Below are 19,808 nucleotides of genomic sequence, written 5' to 3'. Positions count from 1 at the left end.
CCCGAAGTGCGGCCCCGCAGGATCAACATAGCAAGGGGTTTTTCCCACACAAGCGCACTTTCAGGTAATACGACAAGGCCACCCGAATGCCGATTTTCCCATTGCGCAGGAAAGCTTTTGTTAACGTTACCCGGCGCTTTATGGCCGCCACGCAATCGGGCCAGTAATTGTTCTGAGGTGTCACGCGGGACCGCACCGGAACTCCCCGGCGTGCCCGCTACGCGGCCGTTGGAGTGGCCACAACGGACTCTTTCGGGTCGCCTCCGCATGCTCGTTCGACACTGACTTGACAGACAGCGACGAAACAGAGGGTCGCGTCCGGACACTCCGTCGGGTCATGGTTCAGCCCTTGCTGATATATCAGCGTAGACTGTACTGTCCTGCGTGTGCTGACATGTGAGACCCAGGGCGCCGCGCTCGCCCGGCTCGGCCGCGCCCTCGCCGACCCGAATCGGTGCCGGATCCTGGTCGCCCTCCTCGACGGAGTGAGCTATCCCGGCAGGCTGGCCGATCAACTCGGCCTGAGCCGCTCGAACGTGTCGAATCACCTCGCGTGCCTGCGAGGCTGCGGGCTGGTCGTGGCGACCTACGAAGGCAGGCAGGTCCGTTACTCGCTCGCGGACGCGCATCTGGCCCGCGCGCTGCGCGAACTCGCCCAGGTCGTGCTGGCCGTCGACACCGCCGAGCCCTGTGTGGACGAGGTGCTCCGATGAGCGTGGAGAGCGGATCCTGCGCGGACGGCTGCTGCGCCACGAACTCCACAGTGGCCCCGGATCGCCGCGCGCTGCTGTCCCGGCGGGTCCGGCTCCTGGTCGCCGCGACGATCACCTACAACATCGTCGAGGCGGTCGTCGCCATCTCGGCGGGCACCATCGCCTCTTCCACCGCCCTGATCGGCTTCGGCCTGGACTCGGTCATCGAGGTCGCTTCGGCCGCGGCCGTCGCCTGGCAGTTCTCCGACAGGGACCCGGAAGCCCGCGAACGCACCGCGCTCAAGGTCATCGCGGTGTCCTTCTTCGCACTGGCCGCCTATGTCATCGTCGAGTCGGTGCGCACCTTGTTCGGAGCCGACCCTGCCGAGCACTCCCCCGTCGGCATCGTGCTGGCGGCGGTCTCACTGCTCGTGATGCCCTTCCTGTCCTATGCCCAGCGCCGAGCCGGGCGTGAACTCGGCTCCGCGAGCGCCGTCGCCGACTCGAAGCAGACCTTGCTCTGCACGTACCTTTCCGGTGTGCTGCTCGTCGGGCTGCTGCTCAACAGTCTCTTCGGCTGGTACTGGGCGGACCCGCTGGTCGCGCTCGTCATCGCCGCCGTCGCGATCAAGGAAGGCCGCGAGGCCTGGCGCGGCGAGCACTGCTGCTGAAAGGAGCGCCATGACCCGGCCCGCACGGTGGAACCGGTACTGGGACGGCAAATCCCGCAACTACGACCGGGAAATGCAGTTCATGGACCGGAAGCTCTTCGGCGATTCGCGGGCATGGGCCTGCGGTCAGGCCACCGGCGACGTCCTCGAAGTCGCGGTCGGGACCGGCCTGAACCTGCCGCTCTATCCCGAAGGGGTCACGCTCACCGGCATCGATCTCAGTGACGGCATGCTCGCCATCGCCCGCGGCCGCGCCGAACGGCTCGGCCATCCGGCGACGCTACGGCGCGCCGACGCGCACGACCTGCCCTTCGACGCCGATTCGTTCGACACCGTGGTCTGCACCCTCGGACTCTGCGCCATCCCCGACGACGGCAAGGCGCTGCGGGAGATGGCCCGGGTGCTCCGGCCCGGCGGCAGGCTCATCCTGCTCGACCACATCGTGAGTTCGTCCCGCGCGGTCCGCGGTCTGCAATGGATCGCCGAGAAGATCACCGTGCCGATGGCGGGCGAGCACTTCCTCCGGCGGCCGTCCGACAAGATCGGCGACCTCGGCCTGGCCGTCGAACAGCGGGAGCGGTTCAAGCTCGGGCTGGTGGAACGGCTCGTCGCCCGCAAGTGAGGCGTGTCATCGGAATTTCATCGATCCGGCCGATCCTGATGAGGTGACCTACCCCCAGCAGCAGCCGTCCATCTGGCAGCAGTACCCCGTCGCCCCGCCGAAGAAGACCCCGAACACCGGACTGATCGTCGGGATCGCCGCCGCGGCGCTCGTCGTCACCGGCGGAGCGATCGCGGTGACCGTGGCACTCGCCACCGGCGGCAGCGCACCCGAAGTCGACCCCGACCCGTTTTCCGCGCAGGCCGGGGATTGTCTTTCGGCTGACGAGGACGCCGGATCCAATGGCGCGTTCAGTTCCAGCGCCGTGCGGGTGCACTGTTCGGACAGTTCCGCCAACTACACGGTGATCGCACAGCTCGCGAGCGGGTCCGGCTCGGATTGCAACGCCGTGCCCGGCTACGAATACGGCAACCCCGTCGTCTACGACTTCACGTCGGGGCAGTCCCGGGAACTCTGCGTCATGCCGAAGGGTTGAGCGGCCCGGTCCCCCTGGGGAGACTCCGTACTTGACCGGCATGCAGATCGGCCACCCACTCCCATCCGGGTTCGGCCGACGAGCCGATCCGCGGGTCTTCGGGAGTGCGGCCGTCGCGCACGGCGTGCACATACGCCCGGTCCAGATCGATCCGAGCCCGCGCCTGGCCGGCACCGCCGACGGCACCGTGGCCGGGTACGACGACATCGACTTCGCCGGCGACCTCGTCGAGAAGGCGGAGTCCGGCGAGGTAGTCGCCGATCGGGTCGGTGGTGTTGTCGAACATCGGGACCAGGACGTCGGAAAGCATGTCACCCGCGACGAGCACCCCGCGCTCCTCGATCACCAGCGCCGCGTGGCCGGGAGCGTGAGCCGGATGCTCGATGATCCGCAGTTCGTGGCCGTCCCAGGGAATCCGCGTGCTTCCGGCGGGCAGAGCGGTGACGAGGCCGAACAGATCGAACGGCACCTCGCCGGCGATCTCCGGCGGCAGTCCCTCGGCGAAGTCGGTCTTCCAACTCGCCTTAGACCGCAGGTCTCGCAGATACGCCGCGCAGCGTTCCGTGCCATAGCGGGGTACGTCACCGAACGCGGAATGCCAGAGCGCGTGATCCCAATCAGGATGGGTCGCGAAACCCGCCACCACGGCCCGGCCGGATTCGGCCAGGTCGTTCGCGAGGCAGGCCATTTCGTCGCCGGTGATCCCGGGGTCGACGAGCAGCACACCCGCCTCACCCTCGACGACGACCGTGTTGTTGCGGAGCAGCGCGCTCTGATGGACCAGCACGCCCTCGGCGACCTTTGTCAGCATGGACTCGTGGCCTCCCAGGCCGCTTCGATCATCCCGAAGATCTCGTTCACCGCGGCCTCCGGATCGGCCGCCTCCCTGCCGAGCGAGTAGGCGTCGATCACGAACCTCGCGATCGTCCGGCAGGCGGTCGCGGACCGCGCCGCCTCCGCATCGGCCATGATGGCCGCCGCCAGGGATTCCGCATGGCGCAGCCTCATCGAGTCCTCGTACTCCCGCAGAGCGGGCGTTTCCTCGATCATGCGCCAGATCGGGGCGGCCCCGTCCGCGGTGCAATGACGCACCATCGAGTGGACCTGACGACGTAGCGCGGCGACGAGCGGCTCGCCCGCCGACCGTTCAGCGACCGCCCGTGTGAGGCCTTGCTCGAAGTCGGCGTCCTGCTCGAACACCAAAGCCTCTTTCGAAGGGAAATGGGAGAAGAGCGTCGTGACGGCGACGTCGGCATCCGCGGCCACCTCGCGGATGCCCACCGCGTCATATCCGCGTTCCAGGAACAGCCGCAGCGCGGTGTCGGCGATCTTCTGACGGGTCGCTGCCTTCTTCCGTTCGCGACGTCCGGTCGGCGCTGTCATGCGGTGAAGCTATCAGATGCAAAACAATAACCGTTTCAAAACACTAACCGTTAGTGCTACGGTCGGTCGTATGAAGCAAGTGATCTTCACCGAGTTCGGTGGTCCGGAAGTCCTGCGACTCGTCGACGCCGAAGAACCGCACGCGGGGCCAGGCCAAGTACGCATCGCCGTGCGAGCGGCCGGGGTGAATCCTGTCGATTGGAGGGTCCGCGAAGGCCAGGTCCTCGGCGCGCATCCGACCGTGCTGCCGTCCGGAGTGGGCATCGACGCCGCCGGCGTGGTGGACGAGGTGGGTGAAGGCGTCGACGGGGTCGAGGTCGGCGACTCCGTGTTCGGCGAGGGGTCGAGCACCTACGCCGAATTCGCCGTGCTGTCGGCCTGGGCGCGGATGCCCGAGGGACTCACCTTCGAAGAGGCGGCGGGATATCCCTCCGTCGTCGAGACCGCGCTGCGGCTCATCCGCGAGGCCGGGGTGCGGCCCGGCGAGACACTGCTGGTCAGCGGCGCGTCCGGCGGGGTCGGATCGGCGGTGCTGCAGTTCGCGCGCGAACGCGGCATCACGGTGATCGGCACCGCGAGCGCCGCGAACCAGGACTACCTGCGTGATCTGGGCGCGCTCGCGACGACCTACGGCGAGGGCTGGGTGGACCGGGTGCGCCTGCTCGGCCGGGTCGACGCCGCCCTCGACCTCGCCGGATCAGGCGTGATCGCCGAACTGGTCGAGCTGACCGGCGATCCGGGGAAGGTCCTCTCCATCGCCGACCTCAGTGCACCCGAGTTCGGCGTCCGCTTCTCCGGTGTGGCCGGGAGCGTGCCGGACGCGCTGGCCGAGGCCGTCGACCTCATCTCGCGGGGGAAGCTGCACATCCCGGTCGAGAAGTCCTATTCGCTCGCCGACGCCGCGGCGGCACACGCCGACAGCCGTGCCGGGCACACCCGCGGCCGCCGGGTCATCGTCGTGTGAGCGGATTCAGGCGGCGGGAAGGATCACGACGCCGTCGTCATCGGAGTAGAGCGTGTCGCCGGGGGTGAAGGTCACTCCCCCGAAACCGACCGGGACGTCGACAGCGCCGACGCCCGCCTTGGAGCTCTTGCGCGGGTTGGTGCCGAGCGCCTTCACCCCGAGCGGGAGCCCGGCGAGCTCGGCGCTGTCGCGCACCGCGCCGTTGACGACGATGCCGGCCCAGCCGTTGTCGACGGCGGACTTCGCGATCATGTCGCCGGTGAGCGCGCTGTGCAGGGAACCGCCGCCGTCGACCACCAGCACGGCGCCGTCACCCGGGGTGGCCAGGAGTTTCTTGACCAGGCCGTTGTCCTCGTGACAGGACACGGTGCGGATCGGGCCCGAGAAGGACCGGTGCCCGCCGAACTGGCGGAACTGGGTGTCGCAGACGCGCAGCCGGTCGCCGTGTTCGTCGACGAGGTCGGCGGTGGTGAAGGAATCGATCACGGCGCCCGAGTGTAGGTGCCGGTCGACCCGTTTCGCGCCTGCTCGATGAGATCCGCCACACGGCATCTGGGTGTTCGGGGAACCCGCATGGAGCGTCACGTCGCCTCGGACGGGAACACCGTGTCGAGCACGTGGGTGAGGATGGCGGCGGGATCCGCGGCGGGGGCGACCGTCTGGCGCAGCGCGAGACCGATGCCCAAGGCACCCAGCATGACGACGGCCTGATCCAAGGGCATGGCGGGTTCGAGACGCAGGCGCCGGGTGTGTTCGGCGAGCAGCGCGACCACCTCGTCGTCGTGCCGTCGCTGGATCGCCGCGACCAGCGCGGCGGTTTCGGGCTGCTGCGCCGTCGCGGCGAGCACCTCCGCTGCCGCCGCGCTCCACTTCGCCGCGTCCTTGTCCGCCACGTCGGCAGGATTCAGCGCCGCGATCACCTCATCGCGCGATGTGGCACGAGCCAACGCTTCGCGCAGTGCCCCCAGATGGCCGTCCGCGTCGGCTTCGATGATCGCCAGCCACAGCCCTTCCTTGCCGCCGAAGTGCTTGTAGACCGCGCCGCGGGTGTACCCGGCGTCGGCCGCGATCTCCTCGACCGTCGCCGCGAGGAAACCGCGCCGCAGGAAGACCTCGCGGCCGGCGGCCAGCAAGTGTTCGTGGGTGCGGCGTTGCTGCTCGGCCCGTGTCAGCCTGGTCATCGGCTCCCATTCAGTAACAGTGTGTTTCTGGAAACGCGACGTTACTGTATCGTCGGCCGTATGGACCTCCTGGCACCCCTGGCGGCGTTTCTCAGCCTTCCCCTCTTCCTGGCCGGGTTCGCGTGGTACGCCGTCCGTGCCCGGAGTCGCGGTGTCAGCCAGTCCCTTCTCGCACCGATCGAGGAGATCTGGGATCCGATCTCGCACAAGACGAACATCGAGATCCAGATCGAGGCCGAGCGGAGTCCGGAGACGCCCTCCCCCGGTGACCCGCCCGACTTCAGTATCCGACGGTGAAATGCCGGTCCCGCCCCGGATTCTCGAGCTCGTCGACGATGGCCACGGCGAGATCCTCGGCCGAGATCCGGGACGATCCGTCCGCCGCTGCGAGGATCGTCGTCGTCCCTCGCCGGTAGGCCCCGGTCCGGACGCCGGGTTCGAGGATCGCGGGCGGGCTGAGGTACACCCAGTCGCCCGAGTGCGCTTCGCAGGCTTGGAGCTGCGTCGTGCTCGCCGAGGCGATGGTCCGCCACGCCGCCGGGACGAACGCCGGATCGTCGATCACGAGCCCGCCCGACGGCGAGCGCAGCGGCCCCGCGCCACCGACGACCAGGACACGGACACCGGCCGCGGCATCGAGCAATGCCGTGATCGTGGCGGCGACGGTGTCTTCCGCGCCGGGCTCGGGTCTCGTCGCGCACACGACGGCGTCGACTCCCGCGAAGACGGCGCTCATCCGGCCGATGTCGGTGGCGTCACCGCGCACGACCTCGACGCCCGGATGCGGCGATTCCGGCGGCGTACTGCGGAAAACGGCGGTGACGTGATGTCCGCGGGAAGCGGCTTCGGCGACGACCCTGGAGCCCGCCATTCCCGACGCTCCGACGACGGCGATCTTCATCGGACGGCGCCCTTCGGAGTGATCTGGCCCGCGACGATCGAGGCCAAGGCGAGTGCGAACCCGGCGAGCTGGATCGGGCCGAGCGACTGACCGAGCAGCGCGGCGCCGAGCAGCGCGGCGACCATCGGCGAGAGCAGGCCGAGGACGGCGACCGAGGTGACCGGCAGCGACGTGATGCCGCGGAACCACAGGACATAGGCGAGCAATCCGCCGATCAGGCCGAGCCAGAGGTACCCGAGAGCGGCGTTCAGGTCGATGGCCGGCGGTGCTCCTTCGAACAGGAAGGTCACCGGCACCAGGAACAACCCGCCCGCGGTGAGCTGCCACGAGGCGAACGCGGTGGGCCCCACCTCCGCCGGACGTCCCCACCGTTTGGTGAGCGTGACGCCGAGCGCCATCGTCGCGGCGCCGCCGAGTCCGGCGATCACGCCGAGGACGTCGAAACCCGCCGCCGGCCCGAGCACCACCAGCCCGACACCCACGATCCCGACGATCCCCCAGGCGAACCGCCACGCGGACGGGCTCTGACGGAGCACGGCCACCGCGAGGATCGCGACGAGCAGCGGCTGGGCGGCGCCGAGGGTGGCGGCGACCCCGCCGGGCAGCCGTTCGGCGGCGACGAACAGCAGCGGGAAGAACATCCCGATGTTGAGGACACCGAGCGCGGCGGCCTTCAGCCACCAAGTGCCGCGCGGAAGGGTGCGGGTGATGGCGAGCGCGATGAGCCCGGCGGGCAGGGCGCGCATGAGCCCCGCGAACAACGGATGCCCCGGCGGGAGGAGTTCGGTGGTGACCACGTAGGTCGTCCCCCAGACCATGGGGGCGAAAGCGGTCAGCGCGGTACCGGCGAGACCGGCGGCGAGCGGTGTGGTCGTCAGCGTTTTCACGCTTCTCAGCTTCGGCGCTCCCGATCAATGAGTCCAACACATGTTTGTCACTTGATCCATCGTGATTCAAGATGGATCCATGGAGCTTCAGCAGATGCGGTACGTCGTGGCCGTGGCGGAGACGAACAGCTTCACGCGCGCCGCGCAACGGTGTCTCGTCGTGCAGTCGGCGCTGAGCCACCAGATCGCCCGGCTGGAACGGGAACTCGGCGCGCGGCTGTTCGAACGCACGAGCCGCCGGGTGCGCCTCACCGCCGCGGGCGAGGCGTTCCTGCCCGCCGCCCGGCAATGTCTCGAAGCCGCCGAACGAGCGGGATCGGAGGTCGCCGCGGCCGTCGGCGAGATCCGCGGGCGGCTCACCGTCGGGGTCATCCCGACCGTCGCGGCGGTCGATGTCCCGGCGGCACTGCAGACCTTCCGCGGCCGATACCCGCACGTCCGGATCGGGCTGCGGGTCGGGGCGAGTGGGCACCTGGTCGAGCAGATCAAGGACGGCGCGATCGAGGTGGCGTTCCTCGGTCTCCCGGTGACCGATCGGCCGGACGGCGTGAGCACCTGCGAACTGGGCCGCGACGATCTGATCGCCGTGGTGGCTCCCGGGCATCCGCTCGCCGTCGAGTCCGAAGTGGACTTGAAGCGGCTTTCGTCCGAAGTGTTCGTCGACTTCCCGTCCGGATCGGCGGGACGGGCGCAGACCGATCAGGCGTTCGCCGCGGCCGGAGTGGCCAGGGAGGTCGCGTTCGAGGTGACGGCCGCCGACTTCATGGCGCGGCTCATCCATCAAGGACTGGGGGTGGCGCTGCTGCCGTCGAAATTCGTGCCGAACCTGACCGACGTCGTCACCGTTCCGGTGCGGGACGCGCCCGCACGGATCGAGCACCTGGTCTGGAACCGCTTCACCGTCACTCCGGCGGCGAAGGCGTTTCTGGAGGTGCTGGGCGTCGGCGAGGAGTGAGGACGGTGTCTGCTTCGGTCGCATGACCGCTGGGGCGGGGTTCAGTCAGCGGTGGAGCCGGCAGGCAACCGCTGGCTCAGCGGACTGTCGGAGCCGGGAGTGCGACCACCTCGCGCAGCTCGGCGGCGGCCTGGGCCATGACCTGAGCGAGCGTGGTGTCCGGCTCGGCCAGCCAGCGGGGCATGGCGCGCCGGTGGATCGCCAGCACCACGTCGATGATGAAGCGTGCTTTGCCTGGCTCGACGCCGCGGCGTTCGAGCGCCGGTGCCAGCGCGTCGCCGATGTCGGCGAGCTTGATCAGATCGCGCTCGGCCAGTGCCGGGTTGGCGGCGATCACTCTTCCCCGGCGCAGCAGGAACTCGCGTGGACGGAAGATCTCCTCGGCGGTTCCCATCGCGGTCAGCAGCGCCTCGATCGGGGTGAGGCCCGGGTCGGCCGCCTCGACCTGGGCGACGAGGTGGGCCTCGAGTTCGTTGCCGGCGAAGAGGACTTCCCGTTTGTCGGGGAAGTAGCGATAGAAGGAGCGTTCCTTCAGGCCGGCTGCGCCGGCGATCTGCGCGACCGAGGTGCGCTCGAACCCCTGCGTCTCGAACAGCTCGAGCGCCGCGCGTTCGAGCCGGCCCTGTGCGTCGGATTCCCATCGCGGCATACCCACCAGCGTACGACAACAGGAGCTGTTGTCAGCTGGTACGGTCGATGACAACAGATGCTGTCATCAGCCAGGAGATCGTCATGAAGGCTCTGCAGTTCGACCGGTTCGGTTCCCCGGACGTGATCGTGCTCCGCGACGTCCCGCAGCCGGAGCCGGGACCCGGCCAGATCCGGATCGCCGTACGGGCGTGCGGCCTGACACCCGCCGACTGGCACATCGTCGACGGTCTCCTCGCCGACCATCTGCCACCGCTGCCGCGCGGGCTCGGCCTCGAGGTCGCCGGCACCGTCGACGTGCTCGGCGAGGGCGTCGACGGCGTCCAGATCGGCGACCGCGTCTTCGGCCCGGCCACCTTCGACGGCCCAACGGCCGGCGCCGCCGAGTACGCGCTGATGCCGGCCTGGGCACGCATTCCCGAGGGCGTCACCGCCGAGCAGGCCGCCGCGCTGCCGATGGCGGCCGAGACGGCGTGGCGCGCGCTCGACGAACTCGGCGTCCGGCCGGGCGAACTGCTGCTCGTCCACGGCGCGGGCACCACCGTGGGCGAAGCGGCGGTGCGCTTCGCGCTGCACCGGGGTATTCGGGTGATCGCCACAGCCGGGCCGACTCGGGCCGCCGCCCTGGAAGAGATCGGCGCCCGGGTGACCGCCTACGGCGAGGGCATGGCCGAACGCGTCAGCGCGCTGGCCCCGGGCCCCGTGGACCGCGCTCTGGACGCCGCGCCGACCGGGGGCCGGATCGACCGCGCCGACCAGCCCAGCCCGGCCGGCGGCTCGCTACCTGCCTTGATCGAGCTGACCGGGGATCCCGACCGTGTCCTCACCGTCTCGGACTTCGCCGCCGCGGCCGAACTGGGCGTCCGGATCACCACCGAGATCCGCTACGACCGGATGAACGAGTTCGCCAGGCTCGCCGGCGAAGGCATCCTGGTCGTACCGGTCGCCCACACCTACACACTCGACCGGATCCAGGAAGCGGCCGAGCTCAGCCGATCCCGCCGCCCCGGCGGCAAACTCGTGCTCGTCCTGTGACCGCCCTGCCGGCCGTCTTGTCCCCTTGCCAAGTACGTGAAGGCCCCCTTCCTGTACCTAGGCGCAAGGAAGGGGGCCTTCATGTACTTCAGGGGCGAGCCAGAGGCCCTACTTGCCGTCCGCCTTGATGATTTCGTACAGGCTGGTCCACGAGCTACGCCCGTGGCCCGCCGCGATCGCCCGGTCGTAGTGGGACTTGACCGCCTCCGGCAGGGCCGCGTCGACCCCGGCGTCCAGGCTCGCCTGGACGATGTGGTCGGCCGTCGCGCCCATCATCGTGACGTTGGCGTCGTCGCCGGGGTGGTCGCCCTTCTCGATCTGCTCGGCTGCGGCGTCCAGGTAGAAATCCATCATCCTGAAGTTGTCCTTGGCGTAGGGCACGAACTTCTCCGCAGGCACCCCTGCCGACCGCACCAGCGCGCTCGCGTGCAGGAACACCGAAAGCGAGGTGAGGAAGATGTCCAGCTGCGCCTGGTAGAACAGCTGCGCCAGCCGGACGTCCTCGCCGAGGAAATCCGGACGCCCGATCAGCGCCAGGGTTTCGCGGTGCTTCTCGAACACCTCGGTGGGGCCGCTGTAGAAGACGTAGGCCTCGTCCTTGCCCACCAGTTCGGCGGGCACCATCACGCCACCGGCGACGAACCGCGCACCGCGGGCCTCGACCCATTCGGCGGCTTCGCGGGTCTTCTCCGGGGTGTCCGAGCTGAGGTTGACGATCACCTTGCCCGCCAAGGCGTCCTCCGCCTTGCCGAGGATGTCGTACATCGCGGCGTAGTCGGTGAGGCTCAGCAGCACCAGCTCCGACGCCGACACCGCGTCCGCCGGTGTCTCGGCACGCACGGCACCGGCGGCGACGACCCCGTCCGCGCGGGCGGCGGTGCGGTTCCAGACGGTCACTCCGTGGCCGTTCTCCAGGAGCACCCGGACCATGGCCTGTCCCATCGGGCCGAGCCCGATCATTGTGATCATTGTGTTTTCCCTTACTTCTTGAGGAGTTCGATGACGCCGATCAGGTCTTCGGCGCCGTGTCCGTCGGCGACTCGCTTGTCCATCAGCGACTGGAGCGGCGTGAGCAACTCGGCGCTGATGCCCTGGTCTTTCGCCGCCTGCGCCAGGTTGGGGTAGGCGGCCGCCTGCATCTCGATGTTCGACACGACGTCGGTGACGTAGTCGCCGTCGTCGATCTGTTCGGCCGAGCGCTCCAGGAAGCCGCCCATCGCGTCCAGCCAGCCGCGGAGCAACGGCGCGAATTCCCGTGCCTTGACCCCGGCGGAGCCGACCAGCGCGTACGCCTGGATGACGCCGACGAAGTACCCGTACATCCCGCTGAGCAGCGCGATGTCGTGCAGAGGCGCCAATCCGGGGTCGGCGCCGAGGTAGTTGACGCCGCCAAAGGTGTCGAGCGCGGTGCGGGCCCGGCCGAAGACGGTGCCCGATCCGCTGTAGAAGATGAACGCCGCGGGCGTGCCGATCATCGGCGGGACGGCCATGATCCCGCCGTCCAGGTAAGCCGCGCCGTGCTCCTCCGCCCAGGCGCTCATCTCACGCGCCTGGCCGGGGGTGCCGTTGGTCAGGTTGATCAGCTGCCGTCCCTTGAGCTCGGCCGCCACCGGGTCCAGGACCTCGTGCACCGAGTCGTAGTCGAGCAGGCAGGCAATCACGATCGCGTTCTCGTCCGCCGCGAGGGCCTCCGAGACCGTCGAGGCGACCGAAGCACCCTTCGCCGCCACTGCCTCGGCCCGGCTCGCGGTCCGGTTCCACACGGTGACCGGATGGCCCGCGGTGAGTAGTGCTTCTACGAGCGCGCTTCCCATCGCGCCCAGCCCCAGTACCGTCACCGGGGTCTTGCCGTGTTCGCTCATGGGACCACCGTGACGGGGCCCGCGCACGGATCGCTGCGGGTTCACGCACGGTCTTGTCGGTGGTCCACGCTAACGTCGGTTTCGTGCGTTTCGGAGTGCTTGGGCCGCTCGCCGCGTGGACGACCGCGGGCGAGCCCGTCGTCGTGCCCGAGGCGAAGGTCCGCCTCCTGCTCGCCGCGCTGCTGTCCCGCGAGGGCAGGGCGGCGTCGGTGTCGTCGTTGACCGACGATCTCTGGGGCGAGCACCCGCCGGGCAATCCGGGCAACACCCTGCAGACCAAGGTCTCCCAGTTGCGCCGCGCCCTGGACAAGGCCGAGCCGGGCGCCAGGGAGCTCGTGACACACCAACCGGCCGGATACGTCCTCGCCGTCGAGCCCGGTGAGCTGGACGTCCATCGGTTCCGCGCGCTCACCGCCCGCGCCCGCGACGCGGCCGACCCGCGCGCTCGCGCGGCGCTGCTGGCAGACGCGCTGGCGTTGTGGCGAGGGCCGGCCTATGCCGGCTTCGAGGACGAGCCCTTCGCCGTCGCCGCCGCTCAGCGGCTGGAGGAGGAAAGGCTGCTCGCCGAAGAGGAGCGAGCCGAGGCCCGGCTGGCTCTCGGCGAACACGGCGTCCTCACCGGGGAACTGGCCGGTCTGGTCTCGCGGAATCCGCTGCGAGAGCGGATGCGCGGCCTGCTGATGCGCGCGTTGTACGCGGCCGGGCGGCACAGCGAGGCGCTCGAAACCTATGCCGAGCTGCGTGCCCGCCTGCGTGACGAGTCCGGGCTCGAGCCGGGCCCGGACCTCGCGGCGCTGCACCAAGCGATCCTCACCCGCAGCCCGGAGCTCGATCCGGACAGCGCCGCCGAGCCGGTACGCGGAAACCTCCCGGAGGCCCTGACCGAGCTGATCGGCCGGAGGACCGCGATCAAGGAGGTCGGTGCCCTCGTCACCGACGCGCGGCTGGTCACCCTCACCGGCCCCGGCGGTGTGGGCAAGACCAGGCTCGCCATCGAGGCCGCGTCGAAGCTCGCGATGGCGGACGGCACCTGGCTCGTCGAGCTGGCGGGCCTGGACGTCGTCGAGTGCCCGACGTGCCCGCCCGAGGATCTCGTCGCCGTCGTCGTAGCGGCCGTGCTGGACCTTCGGGAGGAGGCGACGTCCACCGGAACGCTGACACAGTCGATGGCCGCGGCCCTCCGGGACAAGGAGATCCTGCTCGTCCTGGACAACTGCGAGCAAATCGTCGAGCCGGTCGCGGCGATGGTGGAACGGCTGCTCGCGGCGGTGCCCCGGCTGCGCGTGCTCGCCACCAGCCAGGAACCGCTCGGGCTGCCAGGGGAGAACGTCTGGGCGGTGCCGCCGCTCGAGTTGCCCGAGCAGCCGGATTTCGCCGCCGTGCGGGACTCGAGCGCGGTCCGGCTGTTCGCCGCCCGTGCCGCCGCGGCCGCGCCGGGGTTCGCGCTCGACGCGGAGAACGCCGCGGTGGTCGCCCGCATCTGCCGCACCCTCGACGGAATCCCGCTGGCGCTCGAACTCGCCGCCACCCGGGTCCGGACGCTCGGCGTGCACGAACTCCTCGCCCGCCTGGACGACCGGTTCGGCCTGCTGTCCTCGGGCAGACGAGGCGGGCCGCGCCGCCAGCAGACGCTCCGCGCGATGATCGACTGGAGCTGGAGCCTCCTGAGCGAGCCCGAGCAGATCGTGCTGCGCAGGCTCGCCGTCCACGCCGAGGGTTGCGGGCTCGACGCCGCCGAGTCGGTCTGCGCGGGCGGCGAGATCGCCGCCGGGGACGTCTTGGATCTGCTGTCCCGCCTCGTCGACAGGTCACTGGTGGTCAGCAGGCAGGGCAGGTCCGGCGAACCGCGGTTCCGGCTGCTGGAGTCCGTTTCGGCGTACGCCTTGGATCACGCCGAGCGAGCGGGCGAACTCGACGACCTGTACCTGCGGCACGCCCGCTTCCACGTCGAGCTGGCCGAGCGTGGTGACGCGGGCTTGCGCGGCAGGGAACAGCGTCGCTGGCTCGACCGGCTGGACGCCGAAGGCGCCAACACCCGTCGAGCGCTGGAAACGCTGCTGAGACAAGGAGAACACCGGCTCGCGGCGCGGCTGGTGAACGCGACGACCTGGTTCTGGTTCCTGCGCGGGCGGCTCACCGAGGCCCGGCGTTCGCTGGACCTCGTGCTCGGCACGGAGATCGGCGCCGTCGACGAGTACGCCCAGGCGCTCGGCTGGCGCACCGGGATCGCCGTGCTCGACGGCACCGGAACGGACGCCGCCGTGGAGGAGACCGTGCGGGCCATCGCCGATCCCGGTGTCCGGGCGCGGATGGCTTGGTTCCTCGGCTACGCGTGGTCGACGGTCGGCGACCTGTGCCGGGCGGAAAAGCTCACGCTCGACGCATGGGAAACCGCCCGCGACATCGGTGACGACTGGAGCACCGCGGCCGCGCTGAGCGACCGGGCATCCCACCTGATCTCCGGCGGCGACCTCACCGGAGGTGGCCGGATCGCCGCGCAGAGCGCCGCGATCTTCGACGGCCTCGGCGAACGCTGGGGCTGGCTGCAGGCGTCGTTCGTCCTCGGCATGCTGGCGTCGATCGCCGGGGACTACGAGCACGCCGCCCGCGTCCATCGGGAAAGCCTTCGCCGGGCGGAGGAGCTCGAGCTGTGGCCGGAAGTCACCTACAAACTGTCGTGGCTGGGCCGGACAGCGCTGCTCACGGGCCACTTCGAGGAAGCGAAGGAGTTCCACGAGCGGGCAAGGGCGCTGGCCGTCGAACACGGCTTCAAACCCGGTGAGGTCTACGCCGAAACAGGGCTCGCGCTCGGCGCGCGGCGCCAGGGGCTGTTCGACGAGGCCGAGCGGCGCCTGCTGTCCATACTGGACTGGCATCGCCGGACGGAGTCCGAAGCGGGCAGCACGCTGATCCTCGCCGAGCTCGGGTTCATCGCCGAACAACGCGGAGACGCGGTGGCGGCGAAACGCCTCCAGCTCGACGGTCTCGCGATCGCACGCCGCAGTGAGGATCCCCGCGCGATCGCCCTCGGCCTCGAAGGTCTCGCCGGCGCGGAAGCGGCGGCCGGCGCGCATCGGCTGGCCGCGCGGCTGCTGGGGGCGGCCGCCGCTTCCCGCCGCTCGGTGGGTGCTCCCCTGCCGAAGGCCGAACGGGGCGACGTCGACCGGATCACCGGCGTCGTGGTCGCGGCGCTCGGAGAAACCGCATTCTCGGCGGAGAGCGAGGCGGGTGAGGCCACACCGATCGACCAGTTGGTGACGGACAGTCAGTAGCCATGCACCCGCATCACCACAATGGACCATGCCTTACTTCACGTCAGCAACAAACGGTGATTTCTTTCTGTCGCGCGAGCGCCTCGACCGGTAGCGTGCGTATCCATGCGGGTGAGGTGGGGGGCTCCCGGCGGGCCCAGGGTGACAATGCCGTGGCGAGCGGCTCCGAAGGCGGCACTGACCAGTCCTCTGACTTTGATCATCGCCGCGGTGACCGCTTTGCTGGCCTGTTTCCTCGGCACCGCCGCCGTCCTGCAGGCCTCGGCCGCGGGCGGCGCGGCCGTCACGTATCAGTCCGACATCGTGTGCCCGGACTACTACGGGCCCGTGTTCAGCAAGGACAACGTCCCCGCCGCGGTCGCTCCGCAGGTGATCGATTCGGTCCGCCGTAACGCGCCGGCGCACGGTTTCCCCGCGCCGGTCACTTCCCGCTACACGCCGTACCTTTTCGGCACCGAGTTCAACGGAGACCCCAACTACAAGGTCGTCCTCGCTCATCGGGACCAGGCGCTCCAGGGCCATCTCGATCTGGCGGGCGGATCGACGGGCGCCGGATTCCTGCTCGGCACCGTCGTGGCCGGTGCGGAGAACATCAAGGTCGGCGCCACCCCCAGCATCCAAGGCACCCCGATACCTCCGGTCACCGGGCTGTACCGCGACCTTCCCGACCCCGCGCCGCGCTGGTGGTGCTCGCAACAGCGGAACGCCGTCGTCAGCAGGCTCGCCAACGACCCGCTCGACTCGGTCATGTTCGCCAACGACGGCAAGACCTTCGACGACACGATCCGCGCGCTGAACGTCCCGATGATCAAGACGCTCCACCTGTCGTTCTACGAGGCCCCGCCCAAGACCGTCAGCGAGGCCGAGGATCTGCAGGAACGAGGGAAGGCCCTCATCGCCGCGGTCAAGGCGGATCTGGGTTCCCGCGGCCTCGGCGACGCGATCATCGGATCGCTGCCGTTCGAACGCTCCGTGGAGATCAGCAACCAGGCGGAATCGAACGTCCTGATCTCGATCCTGCCGCTCGCGGCCATCAGCATCCTCGTCGGCTGCGCCGGCATCGGCACCGTCGCCCTGCAGTGGTACCAGCGGCGGCATCCGCAGCTGAGGTTGCTGTCGGCCCGCGGCAGCGGTCCGGCGGCGCTCGGACTGCTGGCGGTGGCCGAGCTCGGGCTCCCGATCGTCGTGGGCGGCGCGGCGGGCGGGGTGCTGCCCCGGCTGTTGCTCGGCGTGTACGGACCACCGGGTGAGCTGAACGACGGGGCGACCCTGTGGGGGTCGCTCGTCGCGGCCGCGATCCTGCTCGTCTCGCTCGCGCTGCTCGCCTGCGTGATCTCCATCCGCACCCATCGGGAGTTCGAACTCGGCCGGGTCCGCTCCGGACGGCGCAAGAAGGTGAAACTCCTGGCCTTCTTCCCGTGGGAGCTGCTCACCGCCGGTATCGCCCTGCTCGGCTGGAACCGGCTCGTCGACTACAGCAAGGGATCGCGGATCGGCAACCCGCTCCCCCAGGTCGACCCGCTCGCGCTCACGTACCCGGTGTTCGTCGTGCTGACGGTCGGGCTCGTCGCCGCGCGGCTGGCCTGGCTCGCCCTGCACGCGTCGCATCGCGCGCGGCTGTGGTCCCGGCCGGCGCTGCAGCTGGCCATCCGGCGGCTCGCCAGCGCCCGCGCCCCGGTCACCGGCGTACTTGTGATCGGCACACTGGCCATCGGGACGCTGGCCACGGGGATCGGCATCGCCCGGGGCCAGGAAGAGGCGCTGCAGACGAAGTCCGCCATCTTCGTCGGGGCCGAGACCAGGGTCGACACCGAAAGCGTCGTCGGCACCGGGAAGGTCGGGCTGCCCGCCTCGATCGGCGACAGCACCGCGATCGTCGGCGAGCTGACCGGTTCGGGCAATGTCGTGCTCGTCGTGGATCCGCGGACCTTCCGGCGCTCGGCCACGTTCGGCCCGCTCGACGGAGCCGAGGTCGACCGGCTCCTGGGCGGCCTGTCGAGCCCCGGCACCGGTGTCCCGGCGATCCGGATCGGGAACGACCCCGCCCAGAAAGCCACGCTTCCGGCCGGTCTCGGAGAGGCCAGGGCGGTCGGCGAACTGCCGATGTTCCCGATCATCGGCACCAAGGCCGGATACGTCGTTTCCCGAGATTCGCTCAGCGAGGCGCAGCTCCGCTCCGTGCCCAAGTGGAGCCTGCTGTCCAGCTCGTCGATGACGCAGGTGACCGAGGCGCTGGCGTCCGTGGGGGTGATGACGGCGGTCAACCGTGTCACCCGCGAGTCCGCGCTCGACGCGCTCCCGTTCTACGTGGTGTCGTGGACGTTCTCGTTCATGGCCCTGCTCGGCGCCGTGCTCGGGGTGGTGGCGGTGCTGTCGCTCCTGGTCGCGGTCGAAGTCCGCCGTCGCCAGAACGCGCTGGCCGGGGCGCTGGTGCTGCGGATGGGGATGCGGCCGCGTGCCCTGCTGGCGAGTCACCTGATGGAACTGGGCGCGCTCAGCGGGCTCGCCGTGGTGATCGGCGTCGTCTGCGGTGTGTCGGTCGCGGGACTTTCGGTGCCGCGCTTCGACCCGGCGACGTTCCTCCCGCCGCAGTCGGCATTGCCCGACCCGACCCCGCTCGCCCTGACCGTACTCGCCGTCGGTGTGCTCGTCGTGGCGCTGGCCGGCTGGATAGCGATGCGCTCGGTGCGCACCGCCCGGACCGCGGAGTTGATCCGTGCCTGAGAAACCGATCTTCCGGCTCCGCGGGATCGGCGTCGACTACCAGACGCCGGCGGGCACCGTGACCGGCGTCGACGACGTCACCATCGACATCCCGGCGCGCGGGATCACCGTGCTGGCGGGCCCGTCCGGCTCCGGGAAGTCGACCCTGCTGAGGACGCTCGGCCTGTTCGAGCAGCCCGTTCGGGGCACGATCTCCTTCCAGGGCACCGAAACCGGCAAGCTCCGGCATCGCGACCGGCGGGCGCTGCGGCGGAACCACCTCGGCCTGGTTTTCCAGAACCCGACCGACAATCTGCTCGCGTATCTGAGCGTCGCCGACAATCTCCGCGCGGCGGCGGAATCGGCCGGAACCGAATGCCTTCCCGACGACATCCTCGATCAGCTGGGGCTCGGCGGAACCGGTAGCTGGCGGATCTCCGCGCTGTCGGGCGGGCAGCAGCAGCGCCTCGCGTTCGGCTGCACACTCGCTCGCCGCTCGACCGTCGTGCTCGCCGACGAGCCGACGTCCCAATTGGACGAAGCCTCGGCCGACCGGGTGCTCGACACCCTGAGGTACCTGGCGGGCCAGGATTTCGCCGTCATCGTCGCCTCGCACGACGACCGGCTCATCGAACTCGGCAGCCGAGTGGCGCGAATGCACAAGGGCAGACTGGAAAAGGTCGAAGAACGGGAGGTCGTGCCGTGACGGCGGAACCCGCCCTCGAGGCCGTCGGGTTACGCCGCCGGTTCCCCCACCCCAGCGGGGACGTCGAAGTACTGCGCGGGCTCGAACTGCGGGTGGCGGCGGGCGAGCTGGTCACCGTGTCCGGCCGGTCCGGCTCCGGCAAGAGCGCGTTGCTGGCCCTGCTGTGCGGTTTCGACTCGCCGGATTCCGGCAGCGTCCTGCTGGACGGCGTCCCGATAGCGGGCGCGCCGCCATGGCACACCTGCGCCGTCCTGCCGCAGGCGCTCGGCCTGGCGAACGAATTGACGATCGCGGAGAACGTGGCGCTGCCCCTGCGGCTCCGGTCCGACGTTCCCAAGCCCAGCGCGGACGACATCCACGCGCGGGTTTCGGAACTGCTGGAGGAGCTCGGGATCGGTGACCTCGGCGACCGCTACCCGCTCGAGGTCTCGTTCGGGCAGCAGCAGCGGGTCGCGCTCGCCAGGGCGGTCAGCGGGCGGCCCCGGGTCCTGCTCACCGACGAGCCGACGGCGCATCTGGACGCGGGGAGCACGCCGCGGGTGCTGCGGCTGTTGCGGCGCTGCGCCGAAGAGGGCGCAGCGGTCATCGTCGCGACGCACGACGACGAGGTGCACCGGATCGCTGACCGGCGGGTCCGGCTGCTGGACGGCGTTCTTTCCTGACTCGTGAGTGGTGAGGACGGTTCGAACCAGGCGTGGCTTAGGTACCTACCGCCGGTGCGCCGGCGGTGGGTTCGCGTGACTGACCGGACGACACGCGTGGCTGGACGGACGACACACGTGATCAGACGGACGACTCGCGGCGGAACCCCGGCGGCGGTCGTGTCGTTCCTCCAGCCACGCGTGTCGTCC

At 70.1% G+C, this 19,808-nt stretch carries 21 protein-coding genes; 12 read left to right on the top strand and 9 right to left on the bottom strand.

Annotation, left to right across the window (positions count from 1 at the left end; genetic code table 11):
- Nucleotides 1–386 precede the first annotated feature (386 nt).
- The 4 genes from MJQ72_RS07815 to MJQ72_RS07800 are packed head-to-tail and all read left to right on the top strand — an operon-like array spanning nt 387 to nt 2,460.
- Nucleotides 387–713, top strand: coding sequence for a helix-turn-helix transcriptional regulator (locus MJQ72_RS07815; protein WP_240598453.1), 327 nt, complete (start codon nt 387–389; stop codon nt 711–713).
- Nucleotides 710–1,363, top strand: a complete 654-nt coding sequence (locus MJQ72_RS07810) for a cation transporter (protein WP_240598452.1) — start codon at nt 710–712, stop codon at nt 1,361–1,363. The genes MJQ72_RS07815 and MJQ72_RS07810 overlap by 4 nt, the downstream gene beginning before the upstream one ends.
- 10 nt (nt 1,364–1,373) lie before the next feature.
- Entirely contained in the window at nt 1,374–1,985 is a 612-nt protein-coding gene (locus MJQ72_RS07805) for a class I SAM-dependent methyltransferase (RefSeq protein WP_240598451.1), read from the top strand.
- Between the two features lie 43 nt (nt 1,986–2,028).
- Nucleotides 2,029–2,460 (top strand): hypothetical protein, encoded by a 432-nt coding sequence (locus MJQ72_RS07800; protein WP_240598450.1) that lies wholly within the window; start codon nt 2,029–2,031, stop codon nt 2,458–2,460.
- Here MJQ72_RS07800 and MJQ72_RS07795 read toward each other — a convergent pair.
- Together MJQ72_RS07795 and MJQ72_RS07790 are read right to left on the bottom strand one after the other, a co-directional pair.
- The gene (locus MJQ72_RS07795) at nt 2,444–3,271 is read right to left on the bottom strand and encodes an MBL fold metallo-hydrolase (protein ID WP_240598449.1); all 828 of its coding nucleotides are present in this window, start codon (nt 3,269–3,271) and stop codon (nt 2,444–2,446) included. The two genes, MJQ72_RS07800 and MJQ72_RS07795, sit on opposite strands and share 17 nt — an antisense overlap.
- Nucleotides 3,265–3,843, bottom strand: a complete 579-nt coding sequence (locus MJQ72_RS07790; protein WP_240598448.1) for a TetR/AcrR family transcriptional regulator — start codon at nt 3,841–3,843, stop codon at nt 3,265–3,267. The genes MJQ72_RS07795 and MJQ72_RS07790 overlap by 7 nt, the downstream gene beginning before the upstream one ends.
- Before the next feature lie 70 nt (nt 3,844–3,913).
- Here MJQ72_RS07790 and MJQ72_RS07785 point away from each other — a divergent pair, with 70 nt between their 5' ends.
- The gene (locus MJQ72_RS07785; RefSeq protein WP_240598447.1) at nt 3,914–4,807 is read left to right on the top strand and encodes an NADP-dependent oxidoreductase; all 894 of its coding nucleotides are present in this window, start codon (nt 3,914–3,916) and stop codon (nt 4,805–4,807) included.
- Between the two features lie 6 nt (nt 4,808–4,813).
- On the opposite strand, the gene rraA is transcribed toward MJQ72_RS07785, so the two are convergent.
- The gene (gene rraA / locus MJQ72_RS07780; protein ID WP_240598446.1) at nt 4,814–5,293 is read right to left on the bottom strand and encodes a ribonuclease E activity regulator RraA; all 480 of its coding nucleotides are present in this window, start codon (nt 5,291–5,293) and stop codon (nt 4,814–4,816) included.
- Nucleotides 5,294–5,388: 95 nt separating this feature from the next.
- The gene (locus MJQ72_RS07775) at nt 5,389–5,988 is read right to left on the bottom strand and encodes a TetR/AcrR family transcriptional regulator (protein ID WP_240598445.1); all 600 of its coding nucleotides are present in this window, start codon (nt 5,986–5,988) and stop codon (nt 5,389–5,391) included.
- A 60-nt stretch (nt 5,989–6,048) separates the two neighbouring features.
- Here MJQ72_RS07775 and MJQ72_RS07770 point away from each other — a divergent pair, with 60 nt between their 5' ends.
- Complete coding sequence (locus MJQ72_RS07770; protein ID WP_240598444.1) at nt 6,049–6,285, top strand: hypothetical protein; 237 nt, start codon at nt 6,049–6,051, stop codon at nt 6,283–6,285.
- Here the strand turns inward: MJQ72_RS07770 and MJQ72_RS07765 are convergent.
- Nucleotides 6,269–6,889 (bottom strand): NAD(P)-dependent oxidoreductase, encoded by a 621-nt coding sequence (locus MJQ72_RS07765; RefSeq protein ID WP_240598443.1) that lies wholly within the window; start codon nt 6,887–6,889, stop codon nt 6,269–6,271. The genes MJQ72_RS07770 and MJQ72_RS07765 overlap by 17 nt on opposite strands.
- Nucleotides 6,886–7,776, bottom strand: a complete 891-nt coding sequence (locus MJQ72_RS07760) for an EamA family transporter (RefSeq protein ID WP_240598442.1) — start codon at nt 7,774–7,776, stop codon at nt 6,886–6,888. The genes MJQ72_RS07765 and MJQ72_RS07760 overlap by 4 nt, the downstream gene beginning before the upstream one ends.
- Nucleotides 7,777–7,855: 79 nt before the next feature.
- Between MJQ72_RS07760 and MJQ72_RS07755 the strand changes: the two genes are divergently transcribed.
- Nucleotides 7,856–8,731, top strand: a complete 876-nt coding sequence (locus MJQ72_RS07755) for a LysR family transcriptional regulator (protein ID WP_240598441.1) — start codon at nt 7,856–7,858, stop codon at nt 8,729–8,731.
- A 76-nt stretch (nt 8,732–8,807) separates the two neighbouring features.
- Here MJQ72_RS07755 and MJQ72_RS07750 read toward each other — a convergent pair whose 3' ends face one another.
- Nucleotides 8,808–9,380 carry a TetR/AcrR family transcriptional regulator gene (locus MJQ72_RS07750; protein WP_240598440.1) on the bottom strand — a complete coding sequence of 191 codons (573 nt, stop codon included), beginning with the start codon at nt 9,378–9,380 and terminating at the stop codon, nt 8,808–8,810.
- A gap of 83 nt (nt 9,381–9,463) precedes the next feature.
- On the opposite strand from MJQ72_RS07750, the gene MJQ72_RS07745 reads away from it, so the two are divergent.
- Nucleotides 9,464–10,414, top strand: a complete 951-nt coding sequence (locus MJQ72_RS07745) for an NADP-dependent oxidoreductase (protein ID WP_240598439.1) — start codon at nt 9,464–9,466, stop codon at nt 10,412–10,414.
- 108 nt (nt 10,415–10,522) lie between these two features.
- On the opposite strand, the gene MJQ72_RS44745 is transcribed toward MJQ72_RS07745, so the two are convergent.
- Together MJQ72_RS44745 and MJQ72_RS07735 are read right to left on the bottom strand one after the other, a co-directional pair.
- Nucleotides 10,523–11,383 (bottom strand): NAD(P)-dependent oxidoreductase, encoded by an 861-nt coding sequence (locus MJQ72_RS44745; RefSeq protein WP_261367993.1) that lies wholly within the window; start codon nt 11,381–11,383, stop codon nt 10,523–10,525.
- Nucleotides 11,384–11,394: 11 nt separating this feature from the next.
- Nucleotides 11,395–12,276 carry an NAD(P)-dependent oxidoreductase gene (locus MJQ72_RS07735; RefSeq protein WP_240598438.1) on the bottom strand — a complete coding sequence of 294 codons (882 nt, stop codon included), beginning with the start codon at nt 12,274–12,276 and terminating at the stop codon, nt 11,395–11,397.
- A gap of 83 nt (nt 12,277–12,359) precedes the next feature.
- Here MJQ72_RS07735 and MJQ72_RS07730 point away from each other — a divergent pair, with 83 nt between their 5' ends.
- From MJQ72_RS07730 to MJQ72_RS07715, 4 genes are all read left to right on the top strand, one after another.
- Entirely contained in the window at nt 12,360–15,548 is a 3,189-nt protein-coding gene (locus tag MJQ72_RS07730) for a BTAD domain-containing putative transcriptional regulator (protein WP_240598437.1), read from the top strand.
- A 147-nt stretch (nt 15,549–15,695) separates the two neighbouring features.
- The gene (locus MJQ72_RS07725; RefSeq protein ID WP_240598436.1) at nt 15,696–18,272 is read left to right on the top strand and encodes an FtsX-like permease family protein; all 2,577 of its coding nucleotides are present in this window, start codon (nt 15,696–15,698) and stop codon (nt 18,270–18,272) included.
- Nucleotides 18,265–18,957 carry an ABC transporter ATP-binding protein gene (locus tag MJQ72_RS07720; RefSeq protein WP_240598435.1) on the top strand — a complete coding sequence of 231 codons (693 nt, stop codon included), beginning with the start codon at nt 18,265–18,267 and terminating at the stop codon, nt 18,955–18,957. Before MJQ72_RS07725 ends, MJQ72_RS07720 begins: the two co-directional genes overlap by 8 nt.
- Nucleotides 18,954–19,619: an ABC transporter ATP-binding protein gene (locus tag MJQ72_RS07715; protein ID WP_240598434.1), complete on the top strand. Its 666-nt coding sequence runs from the start codon at nt 18,954–18,956 to the stop codon at nt 19,617–19,619. The genes MJQ72_RS07720 and MJQ72_RS07715 overlap by 4 nt, the downstream gene beginning before the upstream one ends.
- Nucleotides 19,620–19,808 lie beyond the last annotated feature (189 nt).

Source organism: Amycolatopsis sp. EV170708-02-1 (assembly GCF_022479115.1).
Lineage (GTDB): Bacteria > Actinomycetota > Actinomycetes > Mycobacteriales > Pseudonocardiaceae > Amycolatopsis.
This window is presented reverse-complemented; position numbering and strand designations above follow the sequence as displayed.